Source organism: Agrobacterium sp. 22-223-1 (genome assembly GCF_053522385.1).
In genome coordinates this window covers 1,831,923-1,857,594 of sequence record NZ_JBNWCN010000001.1, presented here as the reverse complement: position 1 = coordinate 1,857,594, position 25,672 = coordinate 1,831,923, and the positions used below count along the sequence as shown (strand labels likewise).

Here is a 25,672-nt window from a genome sequence, read left to right as displayed (position 1 = left end):
TTTCTCCTTAATTCATTCTGCGGCGAGCAAAGTTTCGCCGTCCATGAATTGAGGGAACCACGATTCATAGGCCAAGTGCAATTCTTTAATCTCGACAGCCCGCGCCGTGCCCAGCTTTACGGTGGAACCGCCGGTAACGCCGATGACCGGGCAGGAAACGCCCGCCGCCTTCGCCGCTGTCTGCACCTCGTCGAGATCGGCCTTTTTGACCGTCAGAACGTAACGGCCCTGATCTTCGCCATAGAAGGTGAGGACCGGGTTGTGGCCTTCGACCGCGTCGATGGTCGCGCCGATGCCCGACGAAATCGCCATTTCGGCGACTGCAAGTGCGAGACCGCCCGAGGAGCAATCGTGAACGGCGGTGGCAAGACCGTCGGTGATGAGGCTGCGGACGAAATCGCCGTTGTTCTTTTCAGCGGTCAGATCGACATGCGGCGCCGGGCCATCGATGCGGCCATGAATGTCACGCATGTAAACCGACTGGGCGATATGCGTGCCGAGGCCGGCAGGTGCGCCGACGAGCAGCACCACTTCGTCAGCGGCGGCGAAACGGATGCGCGCCATGCGGCCCCAGTCCTTCAGCAGGCCAACGCCGCCGATGGTGGGGGTGGGTAGGATCGCCTGACCGTTGGTCTCGTTATAGAGCGAGACGTTGCCGGAAACGATCGGGAATTCCAGCACGCGGCAGGCTTCGCCGATGCCCTTGATGGCATGGACCAGCTGGCTCATGATCTCGGGCTTTTCCGGGTTGCCGAAATTGAGGTTGTCGGTGGCCGCCAGCGGCAAAGCGCCGGTGGCGGTGATGTTGCGCCAGCATTCGGCGACGGCCTGCTTGCCGCCTTCGAAGGGATCGGCCTCGACATAACGCGGTGTGACGTCGGAGGAGAAGGCGAGCGCCTTCTTGTCATGGCCTTCGACGCGCACCACGCCGGCATCGCCGCCGGGAAGCTGCAGCGAATTGCCCTGGATCAGCGTGTCATACTGTTCGTAGACCCAGCGGCGCGAAGAGTTGTTGGCCGAACCGACCAGCGACACCAGCGCATCGGCGATATCGGCGGCGGGGACGTCGTTTTCCGCCAGCGGCGCGGGCACCTTGGCGGGTGTCCACGGGCGGTCATATTCCGGAGCCTGATCGCCCAGTTCCTTGATCGGCAGGTTGGCGACTTCCTCGCCATTGTGCAGCACGCGGAAGCGCAGGTCGTCGGTGGTCTTGCCAACGATGGCGAAGTCCAGACCCCACTTGACGAAGATCGCCTTGGCGACTTCTTCCTTGGAGGGCTCGAGAACCATGAGCATGCGCTCCTGGCTTTCCGACAGCATCATTTCGTAAGCCGTCATGCGCTCTTCGCGCACCGGTACGGCGTTCAAGTCAAGCTCGATGCCGAGATCGCCCTTGGCGCCCATTTCAACGGCCGAGCAGGTGAGGCCGGCCGCACCCATGTCCTGAATGGCGATGACCGCGCCGGTCTTCATCAGCTCAAGGCAGGCTTCCAGCAGGCACTTTTCGGTGAAGGGGTCGCCGACCTGAACGGTCGGGCGCTTTTCTTCGATGGATTCGTCAAATTCGGCGGACGCCATGGTCGCGCCGCCGACGCCGTCGCGGCCGGTCTTCGCACCGAGATAAACGACCGGCAGGCCGACGCCCTTGGCTTCGGACAGGAAGATCGCGTTGGACTTGGCAAGACCGGCGGCAAAGGCGTTAACGAGGATGTTGCCGTTATAACGCGGGTCGAATTCCACTTCGCCGCCGACGGTCGGTACGCCGAAGGAATTGCCGTAACCGCCGACACCGGCGACGACGCCGGCCACGAGGTGACGGGTCTTCGGGTGGTCAGGCGCGCCGAAGCGCAGGGCGTTCATGGCCGCGATCGGGCGTGCGCCCATGGTGAAGACGTCACGCAGGATGCCGCCGACGCCCGTTGCCGCACCCTGATAGGGCTCGATATAGGACGGGTGGTTGTGGCTCTCCATCTTGAAGACGACGCAGTCGCCGTCGTCGATATCGACCACGCCGGCGTTCTCGCCGGGGCCCTGAATGACGCGCGGACCCTTGGTCGGCAGGGTCTTCAGCCACTTCTTGGAGGATTTGTAGGAGCAGTGCTCGTTCCACATGGCCGAGAAAATGCCAAGCTCGGTAAAGCTCGGCTCCCGTCCGATCAGGTCGAGGATACGCTGGTATTCGTCGGGCTTCAGCCCGTGGGATGCAACGAGTTCCGGGGTGATCTTGATGGAGTTTGGAATCGACATAGGTCTCACGCGGTTCGAGCCGAGGAAAGTTTCCGGTTCTTTAGCGCAAGAGGCTCCATGGCGCGACAGGAAAATGCGCCGCTTTGCCGGCTAATTGGCGGTTTATGCGGTTATTCACCCGTTGCGACCCGTATCACGCCACGCTTTCATAGCCGGCGGAGCCGTTATCCAGCAGGTGGCGGAGGATGCCGAAGGCATGGGTCAGCTCCTCGCGGGTGGAAGGCCCGGAAAAGCTGATGCGGACGCGGTGGAAAACCTTGTCCGTCCGTCCGGCCTTGAACTCGTCCTCGTCGTCGATCAACACGCCTTCCTTCATCGCCGCATTGCGGAAGGTGCCGGAAAGCCATGGTTCGGGCAGTCTCAGCCACAGGAAGGCGATGTCGGGCAGCGAATTGAAGTCCAGCCCGGTAAAGACGCGCCGGGCAATCGCCTCGCGCTCATTCAGTTCGGCGATGCAATCCTTGCGGATATCGTGGGCGTCGCCGCTATTGACGAGGCGCGCATTCAGTTCGGCCAGCATGAAGGGCAGGCCGCCCGTCATCATCGAGTGGGAAATACGGATGCGCGAGGAATATTGCGCGGGGCAGGCGACCCAGCCGCCGCGCACGCCGGCGGCGACGGATTTCGACAGGCCGCCGACGACGAAGGTAATGTCGGGCGCAAATTCGGCGATCAGCGGGATCGCATCGCGCGTCATCGCGCCATAAAGATTGTCCTCGACGATCCACACGCCGTAACGGCGGGCGATATCGGCAATCGCGCGGCGGCGCTCTTCCGGCAGGGTGGCGCAGGTCGGGTTCTGGCCGGCCGACATCAGGAAGATCATCTTGGGGTGCTGCTGGGCGCAGACGCGTTCGAAATCGTCAGGGACAATGCCGTTCTCATCCGCTTCCACCAGCGTCACCCGCCGGCCGGCAAGGGCGGCGCTGCGGCTGATGTGGGAATAGGTGACGGGTTCGAAGACGATGCGGTCGCCCGGCGCGGTCATCGCGGACATCACGCTCATCACCGCCGCATGGGCGCCAAGCGTCGAAACGATGTTTTCCGGCTTCGGCGACCAGCCGTTCTGGGAAAGCCAGCGAACGCCCGCCATGCACCAGTTGTCGGGAAAAGAGCGGGCATAGTTGGTAATGTCCTGCGGATGCTCTCTGGTCACCGCCTCGATGTGCCTGGCGATCAGCACGCTCTGGCCGACATCCGGCGCAGCGGTGGTGTTCAACCGGAATTCGGCGCTGGTGTCGACGGCATGGCGCGTGCTGCCGAAGGCGGCCGTTGCCGGCTCCATGGGCAATGACGGGGCAGGGGTCTTGCGCTCATTGACATAGGTTCCGCGTCCGACCTCACCGCTGACGAGGCCGCGCTCATGGATGAGCGCATAGGCCCGGCTGATTGTGCCGATTGTCACACCGAGATCGTAAGCAAGATTGCGCTGCGGCGGCAATTTCGAGCCGGCCTGCAGGATGCCGTCGGAAATCGCGCCTTCGATACTGTCGGCGAGGCGCAGGTAAATCGGGCCGTCGCCCTCGGTAATGTCAGGAAGCCAATTTGTCATGGTGACAATTTATGCATTGTATCCATCCCCAAGTCAATTGTATTTATTGTCTGCATTGAATGAGGCTAAACGCACGGAGACAATAGGTGCAATATGCGCAAGATGGATCAATACCTTTCGACAGCGGATACACTCTATCCTGATGGCTACGAACGGGAACGCGTGTTCCGCGATGCCGGCGACATGGTCGCACCGGCGCCCTTTCCGGCCAAGATCGCCCGCACGCTTATTGGTCGCCTGATTGCGGGCGTATCCTCATGGCAGCGGAAACGCCAGGGACGTTTCGCCCTGCGGGAACTTTCGGACGATCTGCTGGACGATATCGGCGTTACGCGGGATGAAGCCTTGAAGGAGGCGGCGAAATCCCGGCTGTTTTCCTGGCCGCCGCGGCCGCTTTGATTTTTTGTCGGAGAGCGGCGCCTTCTTTCCCCGGCGCCAAGCAGCCATTCGGCAACCCGCCACGCCAATCCCAACCGGCGCTGGCGGGTTTTTTTATGCCGACCGCGTTCTCACGGGTGCCGGTGCCTGTCGATCAGCAGCCCTTGCCGCCATTCGCCCAGCGTTTGACATCCGTTGCGATGCGGCCTGAAAGGGTTTCGTTCATCACGGGGCCGAAAGCATCGAGCTTTGCCGGGTTGCCTTCGGCCTGAACCACCAGCATGGGGCGCGATTCCGGGCTGTTGCGCGGCACGAGCAGGATGCGCGGACGGCCGGAGAAGGAGTTGAGTTCCGGCGCCAGGCGATAGGCCTTGAACGCCGCGTCGCCCGATTTGAACCAGCAGGCATTCGCGCCAAGCGCGATCCGTTCCATGGTCGGCAGGGCCGCGCGGGAGAAGGAGGAGGAAGGCTGCGGTTTCGGCTGGCAGGCGGCGAGCGCCGCTGCCGCGAGGATCAGTCCGGCGGCCTTGTAGGCATTGTGTCGAAGAAGACAGGGCATCAGGTCATCCAGAAGAGAGGCCGAAACGGCGCCGAAACCGGCATCAAAAAAGGCGGGCTCGAGGCCCGCCCGGTCTATCAGGCTGCGACGACGCCGAGCGCCGAAGCGAAGAGGCCGCGACCGTCATTGCCGCCATGGGCGGCTTCGATCAGGTTTTCCGGATGCGGCATCATGCCGAGGACATTGCCCCTGGCGTTGATGACGCCGGCGATGTCGTTCAGCGAACCGTTGGGGTTGGTGCCGTCGGCATAACGGAACACCACCTGGCCGTTGTCTTCCATCGCCTTCAGCTCGTCGGCTTCGACGAAGTAGTTGCCGTCGTGATGGGCGACGGGGCAGCGCAGAATCTGGCCCTTGTCGTAAGCGCGGGTGAAATCCGTGTCGTTGTTGGCGACTTCGAGCTTCACTTCGCGGCAGACGAATTTCAGCGAAGCGTTGCGCATCAGCGCGCCCGGCAGCATGCCCGCCTCGACCAGAATCTGGAAGCCGTTGCAGACGCCGAGAACCTTGACGCCCTTTTCGGCCTTTTCGCGAATGGCCTGCATGACCGGCATGCGGGCGGCGATGGCGCCGCAACGCAGATAGTCACCATAGGAGAAGCCGCCCGGGATGACGATCAGGTCGACGTCGGGAATATCCGTTTCCGTCTGCCAGATGGTGACGGGCGCGCTTCCAGAGATTTTCGTCAGCGCCGCGATCATGTCGCGGTCGCGGTTGAGGCCGGGAAGTTGGACGACAGCGGATTTCATCGGAGCGGCTCCTGGGCTTCAGAGGATGGCGATGGCGTAGTTTTCGATGACCGTATTGGCCAGAAGCTTTTCGCACATTGCCTTCAGGTCGGTCTCGGCCTTGGCCTTGTCGGCGCCTTCCAGCTCCAGGTCGAAGACCTTGCCCTGACGGACATGGCCGACGCCACCGAAACCGAGGCTGCCGAGCGCGCCTTCGATTGCCTTGCCCTGCGGATCGAGAACGCCGTTCTTCAGCGTAACAGTCACCCGTGCCTTGATCACCTGATCTTCTCCTGATTTTACCTTGTTAGGCCAATATTACTTCACGAGGCCGATATTACTTTACCAGGACTGGACCGGTGCCGCGGATCGGTTCGTTTTCATTGATGATGCCGAGACGGCGCGCCACTTCGGAATAGGCTTCGAGAAGCCCGCCCATGTCGCGGCGGAACAGGTCCTTGTCCATCTTTTTCTGGGTTTCGATGTCCCACAGCCGGCAGCTATCGGGCGAAATCTCGTCGGCGAGGATGATGCGCATCATGTCGCCTTCGAAAAGACGGCCGCATTCGATCTTGAAATCGACGAGCTGGATGCCGACGCCGAGGAACAGGCCGGAGAGGAAGTCGTTGACGCGGATGGCGAGCGCCATGATGTCGTCGAGCTCGGCGGGGTTGGCCCAGCCGAAAGCCGTGATGTGCTCTTCGGAGACCATCGGGTCTTCGAGCTCGTCGGACTTGTAATAGAACTCGATGATGGAGCGCGGCAGAACCACGCCTTCCTCGATGCCGAGGCGCTTCGATAACGAGCCGGCAGCGACATTGCGCACGACGACTTCGAGCGGGATCATCTCCACTTCCTTGATCAACTGCTCGCGCATGTTGAGGCGGCGGATGAAGTGCGTGGGAATGCCGATCTTGTTCAGATGCGTGAAGACGTATTCGCAGATACGGTTGTTCAGCACGCCCTTGCCGTCAATAACTTCATGCTTCTTCTTGTTGAAGGCGGTCGCATCGTCCTTGAAGAACTGGATAAGCGTGCCTGGCTCCGGACCCTCGTAGAGGATCTTGGCCTTGCCTTCGTAAATACGGCGGCGACGGTTCATAATTGCAGGTCTCTTGGTTGACGCCGATTCTGGTGGCGTTGCGTTTGGTCTTTGAAGCGGTCCCATAAAGGAAAAGAGTGCATTCTACAATGCGGCTCGCATATTTCCCTTCAATTCTTGTGACAGGCCGGGGAAACCGCTGCGCCCCGAAACTTGGCTTCCGGGGCTGATCGAAGGGGAGGCGGTTCGCACGGCCTACGCCGTCAGGGCTCGACAGCCTTCAGCCGGCTCAAAAACTGCGCGAAGACCATACCGCCTTCCGGCCACGGACCATGGCCCGACTCGGTGTTGATATGGCCGGACATGCCGGCGTCGATCAAAAGCGAACCCCAGGCGGCGGCGATGTCATCGGCATGTTCATAGGAGCCGAAAGGATCGTTGCGGCTGGCGATGGTGATCGCCGGGAAAGGCAGCGGGTCGCGCGGGTAAGGCCCGAAGGTCATCAGGTGCTTCGGCCGGATATCGGGATTGGCGACATCGGGCGGCGCGACGAACAGCGCGCCGGACACTTTCTTGCCGATTTCCGGCAAGGCATGGATGACGGTCGGCACGCCAAGCGAATGGGCGACGAGGACGATGGGTCTGGTGGAGGCATTGACCTCTTCCACCAGCCGGGCGACCCAGTCTTCCTTCACGGGTTTGGACCATTCGGCCTGCTCGACGCGGCGTGCGGTGGAAAGCTTGCGCTCCCAGCGGCTCTGCCAGTGGTCGGGGCCGGAATTGGTATAACCGGGGACGATCAGGATATCTGCTTCTGAAACTTTCATGCGCCCATATCTGTGTTGTGATGCCGCCGCGATCAAGGTCGCGGCGACATTAACTTCAAGGTCTCAAACTCAGCTCAAGTCTCAGGCGTTGCCGAAGACGCGGGTGAAGATCGTGTCGACATGCTTGGTGTGGTAGCCGAGGTCGAACTTTTCGCGGATCACCTCTTCCGGAAGGGCGGCGCGCACTTCCTCGTCGCCCAGCAGTTCCTCAAGGAAATCGGCGCCCTGTTCCCAGACCTTCATGGCGTTGCGCTGTACCAGACGGTAGGCGTCTTCACGCGATACGCCGGCCTGCGTCAGCGCCAGGAGAACGCGCTGCGAATGCACGAGGCCGCGGAACTTGTTCATGTTCTTCAGCATGTTGTCCGGATAGATCACCAGCTTTTCGATGACACCGGCCAGACGGTTCAGCGCGAAATCGAGGGTGACAGTGGTATCGGGGCCGATGGCGCGCTCGACGGAGGAGTGGCTGATATCGCGCTCATGCCAGAGCGCAACGTTTTCCATGGCCGGAACCACCGACATGCGCACGAGACGGGCAAGGCCGGTGAGGTTTTCGGTCAGAACCGGGTTGCGCTTGTGTGGCATGGCGGACGAGCCCTTCTGGCCCGGCGAGAAGAACTCTTCCGCTTCCAGAACCTCGGTGCGCTGCATGTGGCGGATTTCGATGGCGACGTTTTCGATCGACGAGGCAATGACGCCGAGCGTCGCAAAGAACATGGCGTGACGGTCGCGCGGGATGACCTGCGTGGAGACCGGCTCGGGGATGAGACCGAGCTTGGCACAGACATGCTCCTCAACGCGCGGGTCGATATTGGCGAAGGTGCCGACGGCGCCGGAGATCGCGCCAGTGGCGATTTCCGCACGGGCATTGACGAGACGTTCGCGGTTGCGGTGCATCTCGGCATAGAAGCGGGCGAAGGTCAGGCCCATGGTGGTCGGCTCGGCATGGATGCCGTGGCTGCGGCCGATGCGCACCGTGTTCTTGTGTTCGAAGGCGCGGGTCTTCAGCGCGGCCAGCACCCGGTCCATATCGGCGAGCAGCAGATCGGCGGCGCGCACGAGCTGGATGTTGAGCGTGGTGTCGAGCACGTCCGACGAGGTCATGCCCTGATGCACGAAACGGCTGTCGGGACCGACAAATTCGGCAAGATGAGTGAGGAAGGCGATAACGTCATGCTTGGTGACGGCCTCGATCTCATCGATGCGGGCGACGTCGAAGGTGGCGCTGCCGCCCTTTTCCCAGATCGTCTGGGCAGCGGACTTCGGGATAACGCCGAGTTCGGCAAGCGCGTCACAGGCATATGCCTCGATCTCGAACCAGATGCGGAACTTTGTTTCCGGCGACCAGATGGCGACCATTTCCGGCCGGGAGTAACGAGGGATCATGGCAATGACTTTCTTTGTGGAGGAATTTTGCTGCCCGTTTAGCAAAGTGTTCCGGTAATCTCAATCTATCAAGCTACATGCCTCTGTTGCTCATTGTGCACGTCGGCAGAGGATTGCGCCCGCAGGCAGGAGCGGAACGATGGCAAAGGGGAAATATAAGCCAAGGCCGAGAATGCAGAACTGGTAAATCGCGCCGAGCGATGTGAAGAGCTGCTGGAAAAACCAGATGCGGGAGAATGCCGGCGCGTGCCATTGCGCATAGAAAATACGGTATTCGAAGGCGAAAAACGCCGCCGCAACTGCCAGCGTGAAAAAAGCGATGGCAAGACAGGCCGCCGCAAAACGCAGCGGCAGGGCGGCGGAAGCAGGGAGGAAGTGCAGCGCCGCCATGGCCAGCAGCCAGCCGAAAAGGCCGCCCGCGAAGAAAAGCATGATGATGTCGACGGCATGGTCGGTTTCCAGCCGGTTCCTGACATAGAGGCCGATGGCGGCGGCGGCGCTGGAACAGACGGCCCAGACAAGCGCGCCGAGCAGCGGAAACAGCGCTGCCGAAGCCGTGTCACGGAAACCCCGCCTGTCGCTTTCCATGCCGATCCCCCAACGCCTTGCCGTGCCCCCTTCGGCGGCGGCGGTTATGTCCGCGCGGCTTCCGCTGCGTGGCGCAGTTGCGCGACCGTCTTGCGGTAGTCGGCAACGCCGTCGCCCTTGAAGATGGCCGAGCCGGCCACCAGCGCATTCGCACCGGCGGCAATGATCGCGCCTGCGGTTTCCGCCGTCACGCCGCCATCCACTTCGAGTTCGATCGGCCGGTCGCCGATCATGGCCTTTGCCGCGCGGATCTTGTCCAGCATGGCCGGAATGAACTTCTGCCCGCCGAAACCGGGGTTGACGCTCATGATCAGGACGAGATCGACGTCATCAAGCACGTTTTCGATGACCGAAAGCGGTGTTGCGGGGTTAAGCGTCACGCCGGCCTTTCTGCCCAGCCCGCGGATCGTCTGCAGCGAGCGGTGCAGGTGAGGCCCGGCTTCGGCATGCACGGTGATGCTGTCGCAGCCCGCCTTGGCGAAGGCTTCGAGATAGGGGTCGACGGGTGCGATCATCAGATGGCAGTCGAAGAAGGCCATGCTGTGCGGCCGCAGCGCCTTGATGACATCCGGCCCGAAGGAAATGTTGGGGACGAAATGGCCATCCATCACATCGAGATGAATCCAGTCCGCGCCCGCTTCCGTGACATCGGCGACTTCCTGTCCGAGCTTGGCGAAATCGGCAGCCAGAATGGACGGGGCTATGCGGATGGGCAGGGACATGGGGCAAACTCCTCTCGACGCGTTGCGTAAGCTGCCTTTAACACCAAGTATCGGGGTTTGAAACGGCTGGCGGCGCGGTTGCGGACGGTTTTCAGCTGCGTTTCCTCGAATTTTCGGCGGCGCGGGTTTCGCCTATTGTCTTTCGGCCTTGTCCGCCGGTTCGAAGCGCTGGCCGTTCCACCGCTGCAGGCGATAGGGATTGTCCGAAAGGTCATGCGTCGGGCTGAAGCCGAGGTCGCCGAGCACGGTTTTGAAAACGGTGCCGCCCGCCAGTATCTCCGGCGCGGGTTTCGACTGCGCCTGCGTGGCTTCCGCAAGGGCGGCGGTGAGTTCCGCCGCCGCATAGGCCGGCAGGACGTAACCTTCCGGCTCGATGCCGGCGCCGCGCAGTTCGCCAGCAACCGCCTGGGCCGATGGCAGGGTATCATAGGCCGGGCGGGTGACCGCCAGCACATTCGCGGCCAAGGGGACCGGATTGTTGGCCGCATTCATGGCATCGCCGCCCATGACGGTGAGGGGAATGTTCTCCGACCCGGCATCTCTGGCAATGATGGCGACGTCGTTGCGTTCCGCGCCCACGAAGACATGGGAAATGCCGGTGCGCGCCAGCCGGCGCACCAGCGCCACCTGCTGTTCCTGGTTGGGACGCATCGTATCGGCAAGGGTGGGCTTCAGGCCGTTTTCCTCGAGCGACGAGCGGATGCGGTCGACCAGTTCGCGGCTGTAGATCGTGCCGTCATCCACAAGTCCGATGGAATGTCCCTTCCAGTCGCGCAGGATGATCTCCGCGATCCTGTCCGATTCGGCCCTGTCTGACGGGGCGAGGCGAAAGAGCGGCCAGCCGTATTTCAGGGCGTCTTCCATCAGGATCGGCGCGCGGCTGGAAAGCGTGATGGCGGGAATGGCGGCCGCTTTCAGCGGCGGCAGGACATCCTGAAGCGTTTCGGTGCACAAGAAACCGATTGCGGCGCTGACCTTGGCGGCCACGAGGCCATCAGCAATGGCGCCGCCGCTGCCATCTTCGCAGCTTTCATGGATTTCGACGACATCCAGCCCGAGCTTCGCCGCCGCCGCCTTCGCACCCTGCCGTACCTGCTGTCCCAGAAGTTCGTAAGGACCGCTCTGGGGCGCAACGATGCCAATCGATGCCGCGCTTGCTGAGCCCGCAAGGGCAAAACCGGCGATGATCGTTAGCAGGCGAAGTGAAAGCATGACGTGATAGAAATCCTGTTGTCCCGGCTTGATGTTTATCGGCAACAACCGGTTTTCCAAAGGAAAAATCGCCGATGCTCCATCATATTCGCATATCGCCATCCGCGGGACGGCGGATTTGCTCTGAAGTTGTCCGATTCGAGAGGGCGGATCGTCGTCGCAGCTTGTAGTTGTTGCTGTTCGATATAATTGCGCACCATGTTTTTATTGAAGGATTATTTTTGCCGACGAGCAATTCGCTCCCGCGCCGGATGGGTGGGGAAGTATTTCACATCATTGTCGCGGCGGGCGTTACTTCATAAATCCATTACATGTGGCGCGTATAAGCACAGTTTAGAAAAATCCTGTCCGCGATTCTGCTTTTTAAAGTGCAACACAAAAAGATGCACATTTTATTTTCATATTTGTAATTTATTGATATATAACGTAAATATATAAACCTTCCCATCATTCACCTCTTTTCCGCCATGTTTTTTCGCATTTGCGAGAAGATTTGCTTGACGGAAAGTAAATGATTAGCTTAGATGTAACTGTTTCAGGGGACGACTGAAATTGGCTGTAACAGGCCTCGGAAAGTGTTCCGGTTATAAGCACTGCCAGACTATATTGCATTTCATATTCTATTTTTTTCATTACGTATAAACCGCTTCGGGAAACTGGGGCGGTTTTTTACATGAAGCTAAATTAAGCAATTTAAAATTGAATTAGAAAAGCCCTGCGCAAAGACGTTCTTTCATTTTCGAATTTATGGAAAAGATATCGCGCGGAGGGGGCGAAGCCGGCTCCGATGTACACATCAACATAACTGCTTGAAAATGCCCGTTGACGGCCATTATCGCCCGCGAGCGAGTTCGGTCGGCCGCTTGTGCGGCTTTATTTAAGGGCGGCCAGAGCGTCCCTGGCAAAGGCAGAGATGGGTTCGGGAAGTTTATCCGGATCGAACCAGCCGATGGCGGAAAGCTTGTCGGGTTCGGTCAGTGCCGGCTCACCCTGCGCATCGCGGGTGACGAAGATCAACGAAACCCAGTGGTGACGATCTTCCGTATCGATGAATTCGCTATGGCAGAGAAATTCGACGGTGCCGATCTTGAGCCCGGTTTCCTCTTCGGCCTCGCGGCGTGCTGCGGCGAGGGAAGTTTCAAGGTGATCGACCTTGCCGCCCGGAATGCTCCAGTATCCGGCTTCCGGCGCCTTCAGGCGCCGGCATAAAAGCACGCGGCCATCACGCATGATGGCGAGGCCGACGCCGACACCCGGAAAATCGAGACCTGGCCTGGCGGTCGGCGTCATGCTGTCCATTCCCGCGGTCAGGCCTTGGCGTTGGCCACGATCAGCATGAAAGCGGGGATGTCGTCGCCGAAACCAACCGGTGTCGGGCCATCGTCGTGGTCGCGATAATGGCGGCGGCGGTCGCGGTTGTCGTCATTGGCGTGCAGCGGGTTGCGGCTGTTGCGGTCGGAATTGCGCGGGGTCTTTTCCTGCTTGCGTTCTGCTTTCACCTTGTCGTCTCCATGAGCCGCGATGTCCGTGTCCGCAGCGGATTGTGCACCCTGATTGATGTTTTCGACCGGCGCTGCGTCGCGACGGTTGCGGTCGCGGCCCCTGCCGCCCCGTTCCTTGCCCCGGCGGCCGGAATTGCTTTCAAAGCTTTCCATCGGCGCGGGAAGGGTGGAGAGGTCACCGTTCTGCCACTCGATCTTTTCGCCGATCAGCTTTTCGATCGCGTCGAGATACTTCGTGTCGCTCCTGGTGACGATGGTGAAGGCCTTGCCCGAGCGGCCGGCACGACCGGTACGGCCGATGCGGTGGACATAGTCTTCCGAATGAATGGGAATATCGAAGTTGAAGACGTGGCTGACATCGGGGATGTCCAGGCCGCGTGCGGCAACGTCGGAGGCGACGAGCAGCTTCAGATTGCCGTCCTTGAAGTTCTGCAGCATCGTGGTGCGCGAACGCTGGTCCATGTCGCCATGCAGCGCGCCGACGGAAAAACCGTGACGGTCGAGCGAGCGGAACAGGTCGGCCACATCCTTCTTGCGGTTGCAGAAGATGATGGCGTTCTTCAGTTCGGCTTCTTCGGCGCGGACGAGATCGCGCAGCACGGCGCGCTTTTCATAGTCCTTGTTGTGCGCGGCGACGATGCGCTGGGCAACGGTCTTTGCCGTGGAGGAGGGCTTGGCGACCTCGACACGGACGGGGTTCTGCAGGAACCGGTCGGCCAGCTTCTGGATTTCAGGCGGCATGGTGGCCGAGAAGAACAGCGTCTGCCGGGTAAACGGGATCATCTTGGCGATGCGCTCGATATCGGGAATGAAGCCCATATCCAGCATACGGTCGGCTTCGTCGATGACGAGGATTTCCACGCCGGTCATCAAAAGCTTGCCGCGCTCGCAATGGTCGAGAAGGCGGCCGGGGGTGCAGATCAGCACATCGGCGCCGCGCTCAAGCTTGCGGTCCTGGTCTTCGAAGGAAACGCCGCCGATGAGAAGGGCGACGTTCAGCTTGTGATTCTTGCCGTATTTCTCGAAGTTCTCCGCCACCTGCGCTGCCAGCTCACGGGTTGGCTCGAGGATCAGCGTGCGCGGCATTCTGGCGCGCGCACGGCCCTTTTCGAGCAGGGTGAGCATCGGCAGAACGAAGGACGCGGTTTTGCCCGTGCCGGTCTGTGCGATACCGCAGATATCACGCTTTTCCAGCGCCGGCGGAATGGCGCCAGCCTGAATGGGTGTCGGCGTCGTGTAGCCGGCATCTGCAATAGCGGAAAGAACTTTTTGGCTCAGGCCAAGATCAGAGAATGTTGTCAAAGGAAGAACTTTTTCCGTTCTGGTTCGGTAAGAACACCTGCGTGCCGCGACGGCACTTGCAAAGACTTGGCGCGGGGATATGCCCAAATTGCCGGAAAGTCAAGGAAACAACGGGAAAAGCGCGCGAAACAGCGGGGTTCGGGCGGGGCATCTGGGCCTTTGGTGCAAATTTCAGCGATTTATCGTAAAAAGCGCAAAAAAAGCATTAAAATCGGGCTGCTATTTTAAATAGGTTTTGAGTTCCGTTCCGGCGATCAGGAACCGCATCGGATCGACCGGCGTATCGTTGCGGCGCACCTCGTAATGCACATGCGGACCGGTGGAGCGACCGGTGCTGCCGGCGCGGCCGATGACGTCACCGGCCTCGACCCTGTCGCCGGCTTTCACCAGAATGGCGGAGAGATGGCCGAATCGCGTCGACACGCCCTGGCCGTGATCGATCTCGACCATATTGCCGTAGCCGCCGGAATTTTCCGCGACCGTCACCTTGCCCGCGCCGGTGGATTTGACGTCAGCCCCGGTTTCGGCGCGAAAATCGATGCCGGTATGAAGGGCCGGGCGGCCGAGAAACGGATCCATCCGGTTGCCGAATCGGCTGGTGATCGCCCGGCCGGGGGCCGGGTTGCCGAAGGGCAGGGTGGTCGCGGTTTCCTTGACGATGTCGAGCCGGTTCAACGCATTGTCGAGATTGGTGAGCGACAGGTTGAAAGGATCGGTGTCACCGCGCTCGGGGTCGGCATAGGGGCCGCCTATGTCGTCATTGCCGTTCTCTTCGATTTTCAGGCCCGCCTGCCGGATGATGTCCTGCATCGCATTCGCCTTTTCCTCCGCGTCGCTGGTCAATCTGGCGATGCGCGATATCTGCTGGCGTTCGATATCCTTCAGCGACAGTGTCACCTTGGAAAACACCCGGTCGGCCCGGTCGGATGGCGTTTCGCCGGCTTCGGGTACATAGGCGGCGCGTCTGTCCGGTGTGGCGGGCTTTTCCGCCTGCGGCTTGCGTGGCGTCATCAGCTTTTCAATGGCCGAAAGGCCGCCGGAGAGATCGGTGCGTTTTTCCGGCGCCATGGCGTTCGAAAGAGACGAGGGCGCGGCCGGAGAGGCGGCGATGCCGGAGTTCTCGGCGCGCTCTAGCAATTCGCTCATGCGGCCGTGCCGCGAGGTCAGCGCCGCCTGCTGTTCCAGCAGCTTTTCCACTTTCTTTTCAACGACCTGCTGATCGAGCAACTGCCGGGAGGTGACGCGGTCCACCTGGGCTCTCAGCGCTGCGATGCGGTCTTCATAGTCGTTCTGCATGCGGGTCTGACGGGCCATGGTCGCGCCGATCAGGTCGTCACGCAAAATGAGATAGCCTGTGGCTCCGAGATAACCGAGCGAGAAAAGGCCGATCGTGCAGCCGGCAAGCGCCGCCATCCACGGACGGATGGTCATATGCCGCACCCTGTCGCCGCGCGCGAGAATGAGCACGTGCGGCTCACGCTTCTTGCCGAATACCCGGTTTTCCGCCGTATCAGTCACAATCTCTCTCCGGACTGGCCGATTTCTTAAGGGAAATCATAATTCGTTAAGGTTAACGAAGTTTTGCCGGAAAGGCCTTTCGGCGGTGTCGGCTATTGGCTGACGGATGTGAGCGAGCGGTAAAAGGAAGGCGTCAGGCCGGCTTCGGCGCGGGCAATGTCGTTGAAGGGCGGTTTCAAAGGGCCGCGGAAATTGGCGCGCACCAGCTGCCTGAAGGTTGCCGCCGGGTCCTTCTTTTCACGCGCGCACAGGAACCGGAACCATTTCGCGCCGATGGCGACATGGCCCTTTTCGTCATTATAGATGACATCGAGAACGGCGGCGCTTTCAAGATCGCCGGTCTCGCGCATCTTCGCCTGCAGGGAAGGGGTGACGTCCAGTCCGCGCGCTTCCAGGATGAGCGGCACGACGGCGAGCCGTGCGGTGAGATCGTTGCGGGTGGAATGCGCGGCCTGCCAGAGCCCGTCATGGGCCGGCAGATCGCCATAGTCGGCGCCGAGGCTTCTCAGCCTGTCCCGCACCAGCCGGAAATGTTTCGCCTCCTCGAAGGCGACCTGCATCCAGCCGTCGAAAAAGGAATGCGGCACCGGCTCGCTGGCATAACGGGCGACGATATCGAGCGCGAGATCGACGGCGTTGAGTTCGATATGGGCTATGGCGTGCAGCAGCGCGATGCGGCCCTTGATGCTGTGAAGGGAGCGGCGTTCCACCGCGGTCGGCGGCACGAGTTCCGGCTTCTCGGGCCTGCCCGGCCGCTCAGGCAGCGGCGGGTCGAGCGGCGAGCGCAGCGACAGGCGGCGCTCGAACCAGCGTGTCGCCGTTTCCTGCGCGAGCGCGGTCTTTCTGTCGAGATCGGCGCTCACGATGGCATCCGTCGCGCCGCCTCGCAGCGAGATGATTTTGAACGGGGGCGTCACGACGGGTTGGTCCCTCAGAGCTTCTTCACAGCCTCGAGAACGGCCTGGGCGTGGCCCGCGACTTTCACCTTGTTCCAGATTTCCGCGATTTTTCCATCCGGGGCAACGAGGACGGTCGTGCGTTCGACACCCATGTATTTTTTCCCATACATGCTTTTTTCCTTCCAGACGCCATAGGCTTCCAGAACCTTCCTCTCCTCGTCGGAAGCGAGCATGACGGAAAGGGAATGTTTTGCCGCAAACTTGTCGTGGCTTTTGACGCTGTCGGGCGAAATGCCGATGACGACGGCGTTGGCTGCCTCGAATTCGCCGCCCAGCGCGCTGAAGTCGATGGCCTCTGCGGTGCAGCCGGAAGTATCGTCCTTCGGGTAGAAATAGAGGATGACGGCCTTGCCTTGCAGTTTGGACAATGTCACCGTCCCTTCACCGTTGCGGGGCAAAGTAAAATCGGGAGCCGGGCCGCCAATCGTCAAGTCTGTCATAATCTACCTTTCTTTCGCCGGGATGTTGAGGGAAAGTCGCCACATTCGATATATAGCGAAACTGCGCGTCGTCCAGATCACGATTGAGATTTCAGATGGTTTCGACCTTAAATCTCAATCGTGATCTGGACTAAAGAATTAGAGCGGCATTCCGGAGGAAAACCGCTTACACTTTTCGCCATCCGCTCCGGTGTTGCGGCGAAACAAAAGCTATTCAGGGGCAAACACGGGCGTATGGCTGAAGTAAGGGGTGAAAAGGTCAAGTTCGGCAGACGCGATATCATTGCGCTGCACGATCTTCCTTCGGCGCAGGCCGAAGATCCCATCATCGTGCATTGCCCGGCGCCGCGCTCCATGGTGCGCGCCTTCATCAAGATTTTCGCAGCGCTTTTCGTGCTGGCCTTCCTGTCCATCGGCGGCATCATTCTTTCCGTCGAGACCGGATCGATCGATGCGACGCTTTCCAGCCAGGCGCAGCAGGCGCTGGAAAGGGCGCTCGGCCCCCATTACAGCGCGCGGATCGGTTCCTCGGCGATCAGGTTTTCCACCGGGCTGCGCCTTGCGCTGGTGGCGGAGGACGTGGATATCATCGAGAAGGAATCCGGCCAGCATATGAGCCGGGCGCGGGCAATCGGCATGGCGCTCGATCCGCTTGCGCTTCTTACAGGCCGCGTCTCGGTGGAGAGCCTCGAGGCCGACGGGATGGAGCTCGATACGGCGCTTTTGCCCAAGGGTAACGGGTTCGATCTCGCCAGCGTCAAGCTCGACGCCGTGCCGCAGCAATTGCAGGAGGCCTTCGGGCAGCTCGACAAGCTCGCTCAGGCTTTTCTGAGCAGCGGAACCGAGGAAATCGATATTTCCAGCGTTTCGGTTCACCTGCCGCCCGGAGAGTTGGGCAAGCCGCGCACCGTCGAAGTGCGTGAATTGTCGCTGACGCCCGATCAGCAGGGCGGATATTCGCTCGATGGAGAAACGCTGTTTAACGGTGAAATTGCCAGCGTGTCGCTGCAGACTTCCGGATCGGGTGGCCAGATAGACGGTTTTGAAGCCCGCATCGATGGTTTCGATATCGGCCCGTTTCTTGAGAAATACGATCCCGACGGAAATCTCCATGAAGGCCTGAACGTCAAGACGGGTATCAATATTGTCGCTCGGCGCGCCATGGAAGAGCAGGAGCCACGGCTGGAGATCTCGCTCGGCCTCGGCAATGGAACGCTGATGATCGGCGGCGAGTCCCAGACCTTTACGGCTGGCAATGTCCATGCGCGTTATGACTTTGCCAAAAGTACCCTTGTCATCGACAATTCGCGGCTGGAGCTCGGGCGGACAATTCTTCCGGTCGCCGGTGAAATCAGCGATACGGAAGACGGTTTCGGCCTTTCGCTGCGGATCGACAACGCCGTTGCTTCGTCCGAAGCTTCGGGCGAGGCCCCGGTTCCTTTCAGCCTGAAGGCGGACGGGCATTTTACGGCGGCGACGAAGCAGCTCGACGTTCCCTCGCTTTACGTGACAGGCCCGCTTGGAGACATGGCGGGATCGCTGAAAATCCGGTTCGGCCAGGGGTCGCCGGAAATCAGTTTCGGCGGGCAGATTCCGAAGATGGAGGCCACGGCGGTCAAGCAGCTCTGGCCGTTCTGGATGGCGCACAAGCCGCGCGACTGGGTGGTGTCCAATCTCTACGGCGGCACCGTCACCAATGGTTCAATCGCGATCTTCATCCCGCAGGGACGGATGTGCGGCCCCGGCTGCCCGCTGGTGCTCGGCGAAAGCGAGATGCAGATCCGTTTCGATATCGACGATACGCGTCTCAATACCACCGGCGACATTCCGCCGTTGCGCGATGTCGATGCGCATTTCGATCTCGTCGGCGGCAAGATGGCCGTCGATATCAAGCGGGGGACATCCTATTTCCCGTCGAACCGGTCACTCGCGCTGGAAAACAGCCGTTTTCTCATTTCCGCTGTTTACGACAAGCCGCTGCTTGGAAATCTCGAACTGAACGTTTCGGGCTCGGCCGATGCCGTGGCCGAGCTTGCGGCGCTCAAACCCATCAATGCGCTCAAGGATACGCAGTTCAAGCCGGAGGATTTCACCGGCGATGTCAAAGCCCATGCTAACCTGACCGTTGGCCTGCTTTCCAGCCATAATCCGCCTCCGCCGGTGTGGACGGCCGATCTCGATCTGAAGAACCTGTCGCTGACCAAACCCTTTGCGGGCCACAAGGTGACTGCGCTCGACGGTTTCATGACGCTGGACGACCGCCAGCTCAAACTGGGGGGCAGGGGCCGCGTGGACGACGTGCCGATGGATATCGTGATGACGGAGCCGGTGCGCAAGAACAGCGATATCGCACCGACGCTGTCGCTGAAGGCAAGCCTGAACGAAACGCAGGTTGCCAAGCTCGCTCCGGAACTCTCCACGGTCCTCGGCGGCACGACGGCGATTGAAATCGACGGCGCCGACCCGAAACGCCAGGATATCCGGCTCGATCTGACCAAGGCGTCGATCATTCTGCCGGGGCTCGGCTGGAGCAAGGGCATCGGCATTCCCGCCAGCGCAACCTTCACCATGGAAATGGGAGACGGGCGCACGACGATCAGCGACTTCTCGCTCGACGGCGACGGCTTCGGCGCTGCCGGCGATATCGCCTTCAGCAAGAACGGGCTGATTTCAGCCGATCTCAGTCGCGTGCAGCTTTCGCCCTCCGATAATTACGCCGTTTCGGTCGCCGCTTCGAAGAACGGCTATATCATCAATGCATCGGGGAAATCCGCCGATGTCAGGCCTTTCCTCTCGAAGCTTCGCAGCTCTTCCGGTAGCGGCGACGGGACGTCGCGTTCGCAGCCATCCCTTGCCATCAAGACGCAATTCGACAAGGTCTATGGGTTCAACGATGAAATCCTTGCCAATGTCAGTTCCGATGTCAGCGTGCGGGACGGCAAGGTCCGCTCGATCGATTTCCGAGGCGTCACCGGCAACGGCCAGGCGGTGGTGGCGCAGACCGTCAATCGCGGGGCGACGGGAACCGTGACGCTGACCAGCAGCGATGCGGGGTCGCTCGCCCGTTTCGCCAATATCTACAGCCGCATTCGCGGCGGCCTTCTCAACCTTGCGCTGACGACCTCCAATGGCAGCGACTGGAGCGGATCGCTCGACCTGCGCAATTTTGCCGTCGTCAACGAAGCCAAGCTTCAGGATATCGTCGCCACGCCAACCGGCGAGGACGGCAGAAGCCTCAACAATGCGGTGCGCCGCAATATCGATGTCAGCTCGGAAAAATTCCAGCGCGGCTTTGCCCGGCTGGTTTATGTCAACGGTTCGGTGGCGGTGGAAAACGGCGTCGTGCGCGGCGAACAGATCGGCGCGACCTTCCAGGGGCTGCTGAAGGACCAGAGCGGCCGCATGGATATGACCGGCACCTTCATGCCCGCCTATGGGTTGAACCGGCTGTTCGGCGAGCTGCCCTTCATCGGCATCTTCCTCGGCAATGGCCGCGACCGGGGCTTGCTCGGCATCACCTTCAAGCTCTCCGGCCAGACGGACCAGCCGAAGCTGACGATCAATCCGCTGTCTCTGATCGCGCCGGGCGTCTTCCGGCAGATTTTCGAATTTCAGTGAATGGAGCGTCGCAAAGCTTGGCGCAAGCGGCTGTTTGGCGAGAACGGGTGCATCCGCACTCCGTCACCCCGGACCTGATCCGGGGTCCAGTGCGATCAAGTCCTTGATCGCGCGGGAGCCCTTTCACGGCGCAGACGCACCGCGGCTGGATGCCGGATCTAGTCCGGCATGACGGAAGTGGGGGTATCGGCGCATCGAGGACCGCTTTCGCAGTCCTCGGCACGATGTTTTTGTAAGTCTTACGCCGGGCGAACCAGAACGTGCTTCTTCTTGCCGACCGACAGCTTGATGACGCCGTCACCGGTGATTTCACCGGAACCGACCGTCTGGCGCTCATCCGAAACGCTGACGTCGTTGATCTTCACCGCACCGCCTTGGACGTGGCGGCGGGCCTCGCCGTTCGAGCCGGCGAGGCCGGCGCGGACGATGAGCGAGAGAACGCCGAGGCCGGCATCGAGTTCGGATGTCGGAACCTCGATGGAGGGCAGGTTTTCGGCGAGTGCGCCTTCCTCGAAGGTCTTGCGCGCCGTCTCGGCAGCTTCTTCGGCAGCGGCACGGCCATGCAGGATCGCGGTCACTTCGGTCGCGAGGATTTTCTTCGCCTCGTTGATCTCCGATCCGCCAAGGGCGGCAATACGGGCGATCTCATCCATCGGCAGCGTGGTGAAGAGTTTCGCAAAACGAACGACGTCCGCATCTTCCGTGTTGCGCCAGTATTGCCAGAAATCATAGACCGGCAGCAGGTCCTTGTTCAGCCATACCGCGCCGGAAGCGGACTTGCCCATTTTCGCACCGGAAGAGGTGGTGAGCAGCGGCGAGGTCAGCGCGTAGAGCTGCGGTGTCCCCATGCGGTGACCGAGATCGATGCCGTTGATGATGTTGCCCCACTGGTCCGAGCCGCCCATCTGCAGGCGGCAGCCGGTGCGCTGGTTCAACTCCACGAAATCGTAGGCCTGCAGGATCATGTAGTTGAATTCGAGGAAGGACAGCGACTGCTCGCGGTCGAGGCGCGTCTTCACGCTGTCGAAGGACAGCATGCGGTTGACCGAGAAATGGCGGCCGACATCGCGCAGGAATTCGAGGTAGTTCAGACCGCGCAGCCAGTCGGCATTGTTGATCATCAGCGCCGGATTTTCCGTGCGGTCGTAGTCGAGGTAGTTGGCGAAGACATGCTTGAGCGAGGTGATGTTGTCCTCGATCATGTCGATCGTCATCAGCTTGCGGGCTTCTTCTTTGAAGGAGGGGTCGCCGACCATGCCGGTGCCGCCACCCATCAGCGAGATCGGCTGGTGGCCGGTCTTCTGCATCCAGTGCAGCATCATGATCTGGGTGAGGTGGCCGACATGCAAACTCGAAGCCGTCGGGTCATAGCCGATATAGGCGGTCACGGTTTCCTTGGCGAACAGTTCGTCGAGACCTGCCTCATCGGAGATCTGGTGAATGAAGCCGCGCTCATCGAGCGTGCGGAGGAAATCGGACTTGAACCTGGACATAACCTTTTACTTTCTGGTTTGATCTTTGCGGCCATCGAAAACCAATGACCGTCGCGGCTTTATCATTGTTTTTTGAAATGTGCACCCGTTTCGGCCATGAATGTCGGGATTCACTCCATGATGATTCGTGATTGCAGGGGAGCGGCAGGTGGGCGAGGTCAAAACGGCAATCGGGCTGATGAGCGGCACATCGATGGACGGCATCGATATCGCCCTTTTGCGCACGGATGGCGAAAGCGTGGTGCGGCATGGGCCGAGTGGATATTTCCCCTATGATCCGGGCCTGCGCGCCATCTGGCAGAAGGCATTGGTCACGGCCAAAGCTATTCGGGAACGGCGTGAACGTCCCGGCGATCTGGCGGAGGCCGAGCGCAAGCTGACGCTCGCCCATGCGGCGGCGGTCAAATCCTTTCTCCATCGTCACCGGCTCCAGCCCGGCGATATCGATGTGATCGGTTTTCATGGCCAGACGGTGCTGCACCGGCCGGATGAGGCGCTGACCGTGCAGATCGGCGATGGCGTGCTTTTGGCCTCCGAAACCGGCATCGATGTGGTTTACGACATGCGGGCCAATGACATGGTGCATGGCGGGCAGGGCGCGCCGCTGATCCCGGCCTATCACATGGCGCTTTCCGCCAATCTGCCCGATGGGTTCGAAACACCGGCCGTCTTCGTCAATATCGGCGGCATCTCCAATCTCACCTATATAGGCGAGGCGGGGCGGCTTGCCGCTTTCGATAGTGGCCCCGGCAATATGCTGATCGACCAGTGGATCGAGGCGCATACGGGGAAAGCCTTCGACAAGGGCGGTCGGACGGCGGCTGGCGGCAGCGTCGTCGCGTCGCTGGTGGCGCGTTATATGGAAAGCCCGTTTTTTTCAGCCAATATCCGCCGGTCGCTGGACCGCGGCGATTTCGTGCCGCCGAAAAAAGGGGAAGTCTCGCTGGCGGATGGGGCGCGGACGCTGGCGCATCTGACGGGTGCCGCCATTCTGAAGTCGGCGAGCTATCTGCCGGAGGCTGCGAAAACCTATGTGGTTTGTGGCGGCGGGCGGCTCAATCCGGTGATCATGGCGGAGTTTGCAGACCTTGCCGCAAAGTCCGGAGCGCGGGTGATCGCGGCGGAAGAGGCGGGTTTCGATGGCGGGGCGATGGAGGCGGAGGCCTGGGCGTATCTGGCCGTGCGCTCGCTGAAGGGTTTGCCGCTGACCTATCCCGGTACGACGGGGGTGAGGGAGCCGGTGACGGGTGGGGTTTTGGTGCGGCATAAGGGGTGACGGTGGGTGTGGCTCACCCCCCTCTGCCCTGCCGGGCATCTCCCCCTCAAGGGGGGAGATCAGCAGGAGGCTTACTCTTCGCCTCAGCTGGGACGTTCAAGATGGCCGAAAGGCTGTGCTACGATTCGATCTCCCCCCTTGAGGGGGAGATGCCCGGCAGGGCAGAGGGGGGTAAGCCAAGCCCGCCGGGATCATAATAGGTCGATCAAGGCCTGCTTTAAATACGCAGCCAATCACCGAATACGCTTGGCCGCCGGCTCCGGCACCAGTTCGCCGTTGAGGCGGCGGTCGAGATAGTCCTCGCATTCGCCCATCAGGTCGTCCACCTTGCCGTTGAAGAAGTGGTTGGCGCCGGGAACGGTGCGGTGGGTGATGAGGATGCCCTTCTGGGTCTTCAGCTTCTCCACCAGGCCGTTCACATCCTTCTCAGGCGCGACCTTGTCGCTATCGCCGTTGATGATGAGGCCCGACGACGGGCAGGGAGCGAGGAAGGAGAAGTCGTAGGTATTGGGCTGCGGCGCAATCGACATGAAACCTTCGATTTCCGGGCGGCGCATCAGGAGCTGCATGCCGATCCAGGCGCCGAAGGAATAACCGGCCACCCAGCAGCTCTTCGAATCGGGATGCAGGCTCTGCACCCAGTCGAGAGCGGAAGCGGCATCGGAAAGCTCGCCGGCGCCGTGGTCGAATTCGCCCTGGCTGCGGCCGATGGAGCGGAAATTGAACCGGAGCGTCGTGAAGCCGCGCTTCTGGAAAAGATAGAAGAGCTGATAGACGATCTGGTTGTTCATCGTGCCGCCGAACTGCGGGTGCGGATGAAGGATGATCGCTATCGGCGCGCTCTTTTCCTTGGAGGGTTGATAACGGCCTTCGAGGCGACCCGCAGGGCCGTTAAAGATGACTTCGGGCATTGGTACTCCGGTCGTGTTTTTTCATTCTCCAACCGCATTCTTCCGATGAGAAGACTTGACGAACTCTGTCATCTTTTCTAGAACGCAGTTTAGAATAATTCGAAACTTTGCGTGTGCTAAAGCACTCGGGTGGTGTCATAAGGCAAGCGCAACTGTAATTTCAAGAAAAATGCGTTTTGGCGCATTGAAGATTGGATGAAGCCTCATCGTCATGACGGTTTTGACGCGGACATATATGGACTGGAACGCCACGGCGCCGCTTTTGCCCGCCGTGCGCGATGTCCTTGTGTCGGCGCTCGATCTTGCCGGCAATCCGTCTTCCGTCCACCGGGAAGGGCGTGCCGCCCGCGCTGCCGTCGAGGCCGCCCGCCGCGAGGTTGCAGCGCTTGCCGGTGCGCAGGCCGCCCATGTCACCTTTACCAGCGGTGCGACGGAAGCCGCCAATCTGGTGCTGACACCGGATTTCAGGATGGGGCGCGCTCCAGTGCGCTATGGCCATCTTTATGTTTCAGCCATCGAGCACCCCGCTTTCCGCGAAGGCGGCCGGTTCGGCAAGGCTGACGTTACGGAAATTCCCGTTACGTCAGCGGGCGTCATCGATCTTGCCGCGCTTGAGGCGCTGCTGTCGTCGCATGATGCTTCCACCGGCCTGCCGATGGTTGCCTGCATGATGGTGAATAACGAAACCGGCATCCTCCAGCCAGTGGCGGAAGCGGCGCGGCTGGTGCATGCGGCGGGCGGATTGATGGTGGTCGACGCCGTGCAGGCGGCAGGTCGTGTCCCGCTCGATATCAATGCGCTCGATGCCGATTTCCTTGTTGTCTCGTCCCACAAGCTCGGTGGCCCCAAGGGGGCTGGCGCGCTGGTCTCTCGCGGCGAGGTGATGATGCCGAAGCCGCTTATTCATGGCGGCGGGCAGGAGAAGGGGCATCGTTCCGGCACGGAGAATACCCTGTCGGTCATCGGTTTTGGCGCCGCTGCCGCTGTTGCTGCCCGGAATCTCGAGATTGAAGCGGCGCGTCTTGCCGCTCTGCGCACACGGCTGGAAGACGGTATGCGGGTGAGTGCGCCGGATGTGATCATCCACGGCGAGGACGTTGCCCGCGTTGGCAATACCACGTTTTTCACCCTGCCGGGCCTGAAGGCGGAAACGGGGCAGATCGCTTTCGATATTGAAGGCATTGCGCTCTCTGCCGGTTCGGCCTGCTCATCCGGCAAGGTGGGGGAAAGCCATGTGCTGACGGCGATGGGGCGTGATCCCAAGCTTGGCGCACTCAGGATTTCCCTTGGCCATGCAACTGATGAGGCCGATATAGAACGGACGCTTGCGGCGTTCACGAAAATTGCCGGGCGGCGCAGGCTTTCCGGTCAGGCCGCTTAAAATGCGGCAAAGAATTGCGGAATAGCAA

22 protein-coding genes are annotated in these 25,672 nt (G+C 60.9%); 4 read left to right on the top strand and 18 right to left on the bottom strand.

Annotation, left to right across the window (positions count from 1 at the left end; all coding sequences use genetic code 11):
* Nucleotides 1-12 precede the first annotated feature (12 nt).
* Nucleotides 13-2,247 carry a phosphoribosylformylglycinamidine synthase subunit PurL gene (gene purL / locus ACQZ60_RS09190; RefSeq protein WP_448735122.1) on the bottom strand — a complete coding sequence of 745 codons (2,235 nt, stop codon included), beginning with the start codon at nt 2,245-2,247 and terminating at the stop codon, nt 13-15.
* 133 nt (nt 2,248-2,380) lie between these two features.
* Complete coding sequence (locus ACQZ60_RS09185; protein WP_020810370.1) at nt 2,381-3,799, bottom strand: aminotransferase-like domain-containing protein; 1,419 nt, start codon at nt 3,797-3,799, stop codon at nt 2,381-2,383.
* Nucleotides 3,800-3,892: 93 nt separating this feature from the next.
* Here ACQZ60_RS09185 and ACQZ60_RS09180 point away from each other — a divergent pair, with 93 nt between their 5' ends.
* Entirely contained in the window at nt 3,893-4,198 is a 306-nt protein-coding gene (locus ACQZ60_RS09180) for a DUF1127 domain-containing protein (protein WP_020810369.1), read from the top strand.
* Between the two features lie 133 nt (nt 4,199-4,331).
* On the opposite strand, the gene ACQZ60_RS09175 is transcribed toward ACQZ60_RS09180, so the two are convergent.
* The 14 genes from ACQZ60_RS09175 to ACQZ60_RS09110 all read right to left on the bottom strand — a co-directional run bounded on the left by ACQZ60_RS09175 (nt 4,332) and on the right by ACQZ60_RS09110 (nt 16,965).
* On the bottom strand, nt 4,332-4,736 hold the full coding sequence (locus ACQZ60_RS09175; RefSeq protein WP_448735121.1) for a hypothetical protein: 405 nt from the start codon (nt 4,734-4,736) through the stop codon (nt 4,332-4,334).
* Between the two features lie 77 nt (nt 4,737-4,813).
* Nucleotides 4,814-5,485, bottom strand: a complete 672-nt coding sequence (purQ, locus tag ACQZ60_RS09170; protein WP_003520438.1) for a phosphoribosylformylglycinamidine synthase subunit PurQ — start codon at nt 5,483-5,485, stop codon at nt 4,814-4,816.
* Nucleotides 5,486-5,503: 18 nt separating this feature from the next.
* The gene (purS, locus tag ACQZ60_RS09165; RefSeq protein ID WP_003507918.1) at nt 5,504-5,746 is read right to left on the bottom strand and encodes a phosphoribosylformylglycinamidine synthase subunit PurS; all 243 of its coding nucleotides are present in this window, start codon (nt 5,744-5,746) and stop codon (nt 5,504-5,506) included.
* A gap of 55 nt (nt 5,747-5,801) precedes the next feature.
* Complete coding sequence (gene purC, locus ACQZ60_RS09160) at nt 5,802-6,566, bottom strand: phosphoribosylaminoimidazolesuccinocarboxamide synthase (RefSeq protein WP_003520440.1); 765 nt, start codon at nt 6,564-6,566, stop codon at nt 5,802-5,804.
* A gap of 203 nt (nt 6,567-6,769) precedes the next feature.
* Entirely contained in the window at nt 6,770-7,333 is a 564-nt protein-coding gene (locus ACQZ60_RS09155; protein WP_003520442.1) for an alpha/beta hydrolase, read from the bottom strand.
* Nucleotides 7,334-7,414: 81 nt separating this feature from the next.
* Complete coding sequence (gene purB, locus ACQZ60_RS09150) at nt 7,415-8,722, bottom strand: adenylosuccinate lyase (RefSeq protein ID WP_020810926.1); 1,308 nt, start codon at nt 8,720-8,722, stop codon at nt 7,415-7,417.
* Nucleotides 8,723-8,812: 90 nt separating this feature from the next.
* Complete coding sequence (locus tag ACQZ60_RS09145) at nt 8,813-9,310, bottom strand: hypothetical protein (RefSeq protein WP_448735120.1); 498 nt, start codon at nt 9,308-9,310, stop codon at nt 8,813-8,815.
* Nucleotides 9,311-9,354: 44 nt separating this feature from the next.
* On the bottom strand, nt 9,355-10,032 hold the full coding sequence (gene rpe / locus ACQZ60_RS09140; RefSeq protein WP_448735119.1) for a ribulose-phosphate 3-epimerase: 678 nt from the start codon (nt 10,030-10,032) through the stop codon (nt 9,355-9,357).
* Nucleotides 10,033-10,164: 132 nt separating this feature from the next.
* Nucleotides 10,165-11,346, bottom strand: coding sequence for a branched-chain amino acid ABC transporter substrate-binding protein (locus ACQZ60_RS09135; protein ID WP_448735118.1), 1,182 nt, complete (start codon nt 11,344-11,346; stop codon nt 10,165-10,167).
* Between the two features lie 771 nt (nt 11,347-12,117).
* A complete protein-coding gene (locus tag ACQZ60_RS09130; RefSeq protein WP_020810923.1) occupies nt 12,118-12,543 on the bottom strand; it encodes an NUDIX domain-containing protein in 426 nt (141 codons plus the stop codon).
* Between the two features lie 8 nt (nt 12,544-12,551).
* Complete coding sequence (locus tag ACQZ60_RS09125) at nt 12,552-14,048, bottom strand: DEAD/DEAH box helicase (RefSeq protein ID WP_003520451.1); 1,497 nt, start codon at nt 14,046-14,048, stop codon at nt 12,552-12,554.
* A 219-nt stretch (nt 14,049-14,267) separates the two neighbouring features.
* The gene (locus ACQZ60_RS09120) at nt 14,268-15,566 is read right to left on the bottom strand and encodes a M23 family metallopeptidase (RefSeq protein WP_448735117.1); all 1,299 of its coding nucleotides are present in this window, start codon (nt 15,564-15,566) and stop codon (nt 14,268-14,270) included.
* A gap of 92 nt (nt 15,567-15,658) precedes the next feature.
* Nucleotides 15,659-16,483, bottom strand: a complete 825-nt coding sequence (locus ACQZ60_RS09115) for a ferritin-like domain-containing protein (RefSeq protein ID WP_003522668.1) — start codon at nt 16,481-16,483, stop codon at nt 15,659-15,661.
* A gap of 14 nt (nt 16,484-16,497) precedes the next feature.
* The gene (locus ACQZ60_RS09110) at nt 16,498-16,965 is read right to left on the bottom strand and encodes a peroxiredoxin (RefSeq protein WP_020810868.1); all 468 of its coding nucleotides are present in this window, start codon (nt 16,963-16,965) and stop codon (nt 16,498-16,500) included.
* A gap of 234 nt (nt 16,966-17,199) precedes the next feature.
* Between ACQZ60_RS09110 and ACQZ60_RS09105 the strand changes: the two genes are divergently transcribed.
* Nucleotides 17,200-20,583: a hypothetical protein gene (locus tag ACQZ60_RS09105; protein WP_448735116.1), complete on the top strand. Its 3,384-nt coding sequence runs from the start codon at nt 17,200-17,202 to the stop codon at nt 20,581-20,583.
* A gap of 239 nt (nt 20,584-20,822) precedes the next feature.
* Here the strand turns inward: ACQZ60_RS09105 and tyrS are convergent, their stop codons facing one another.
* Entirely contained in the window at nt 20,823-22,076 is a 1,254-nt protein-coding gene (gene tyrS, locus ACQZ60_RS09100; RefSeq protein ID WP_269827537.1) for a tyrosine--tRNA ligase, read from the bottom strand.
* Between the two features lie 148 nt (nt 22,077-22,224).
* Between tyrS and ACQZ60_RS09095 the strand changes: the two genes are divergently transcribed.
* A complete protein-coding gene (locus ACQZ60_RS09095; RefSeq protein ID WP_448735115.1) occupies nt 22,225-23,352 on the top strand; it encodes an anhydro-N-acetylmuramic acid kinase in 1,128 nt (375 codons plus the stop codon).
* Between the two features lie 233 nt (nt 23,353-23,585).
* On the opposite strand, the gene ACQZ60_RS09090 is transcribed toward ACQZ60_RS09095, so the two are convergent.
* Nucleotides 23,586-24,263, bottom strand: coding sequence for an alpha/beta hydrolase (locus ACQZ60_RS09090; RefSeq protein ID WP_035263309.1), 678 nt, complete (start codon nt 24,261-24,263; stop codon nt 23,586-23,588).
* Nucleotides 24,264-24,474: 211 nt separating this feature from the next.
* Between ACQZ60_RS09090 and ACQZ60_RS09085 the strand changes: the two genes are divergently transcribed.
* Entirely contained in the window at nt 24,475-25,644 is a 1,170-nt protein-coding gene (locus ACQZ60_RS09085) for a cysteine desulfurase family protein (protein ID WP_448735114.1), read from the top strand.
* Nucleotides 25,645-25,672 lie beyond the last annotated feature (28 nt).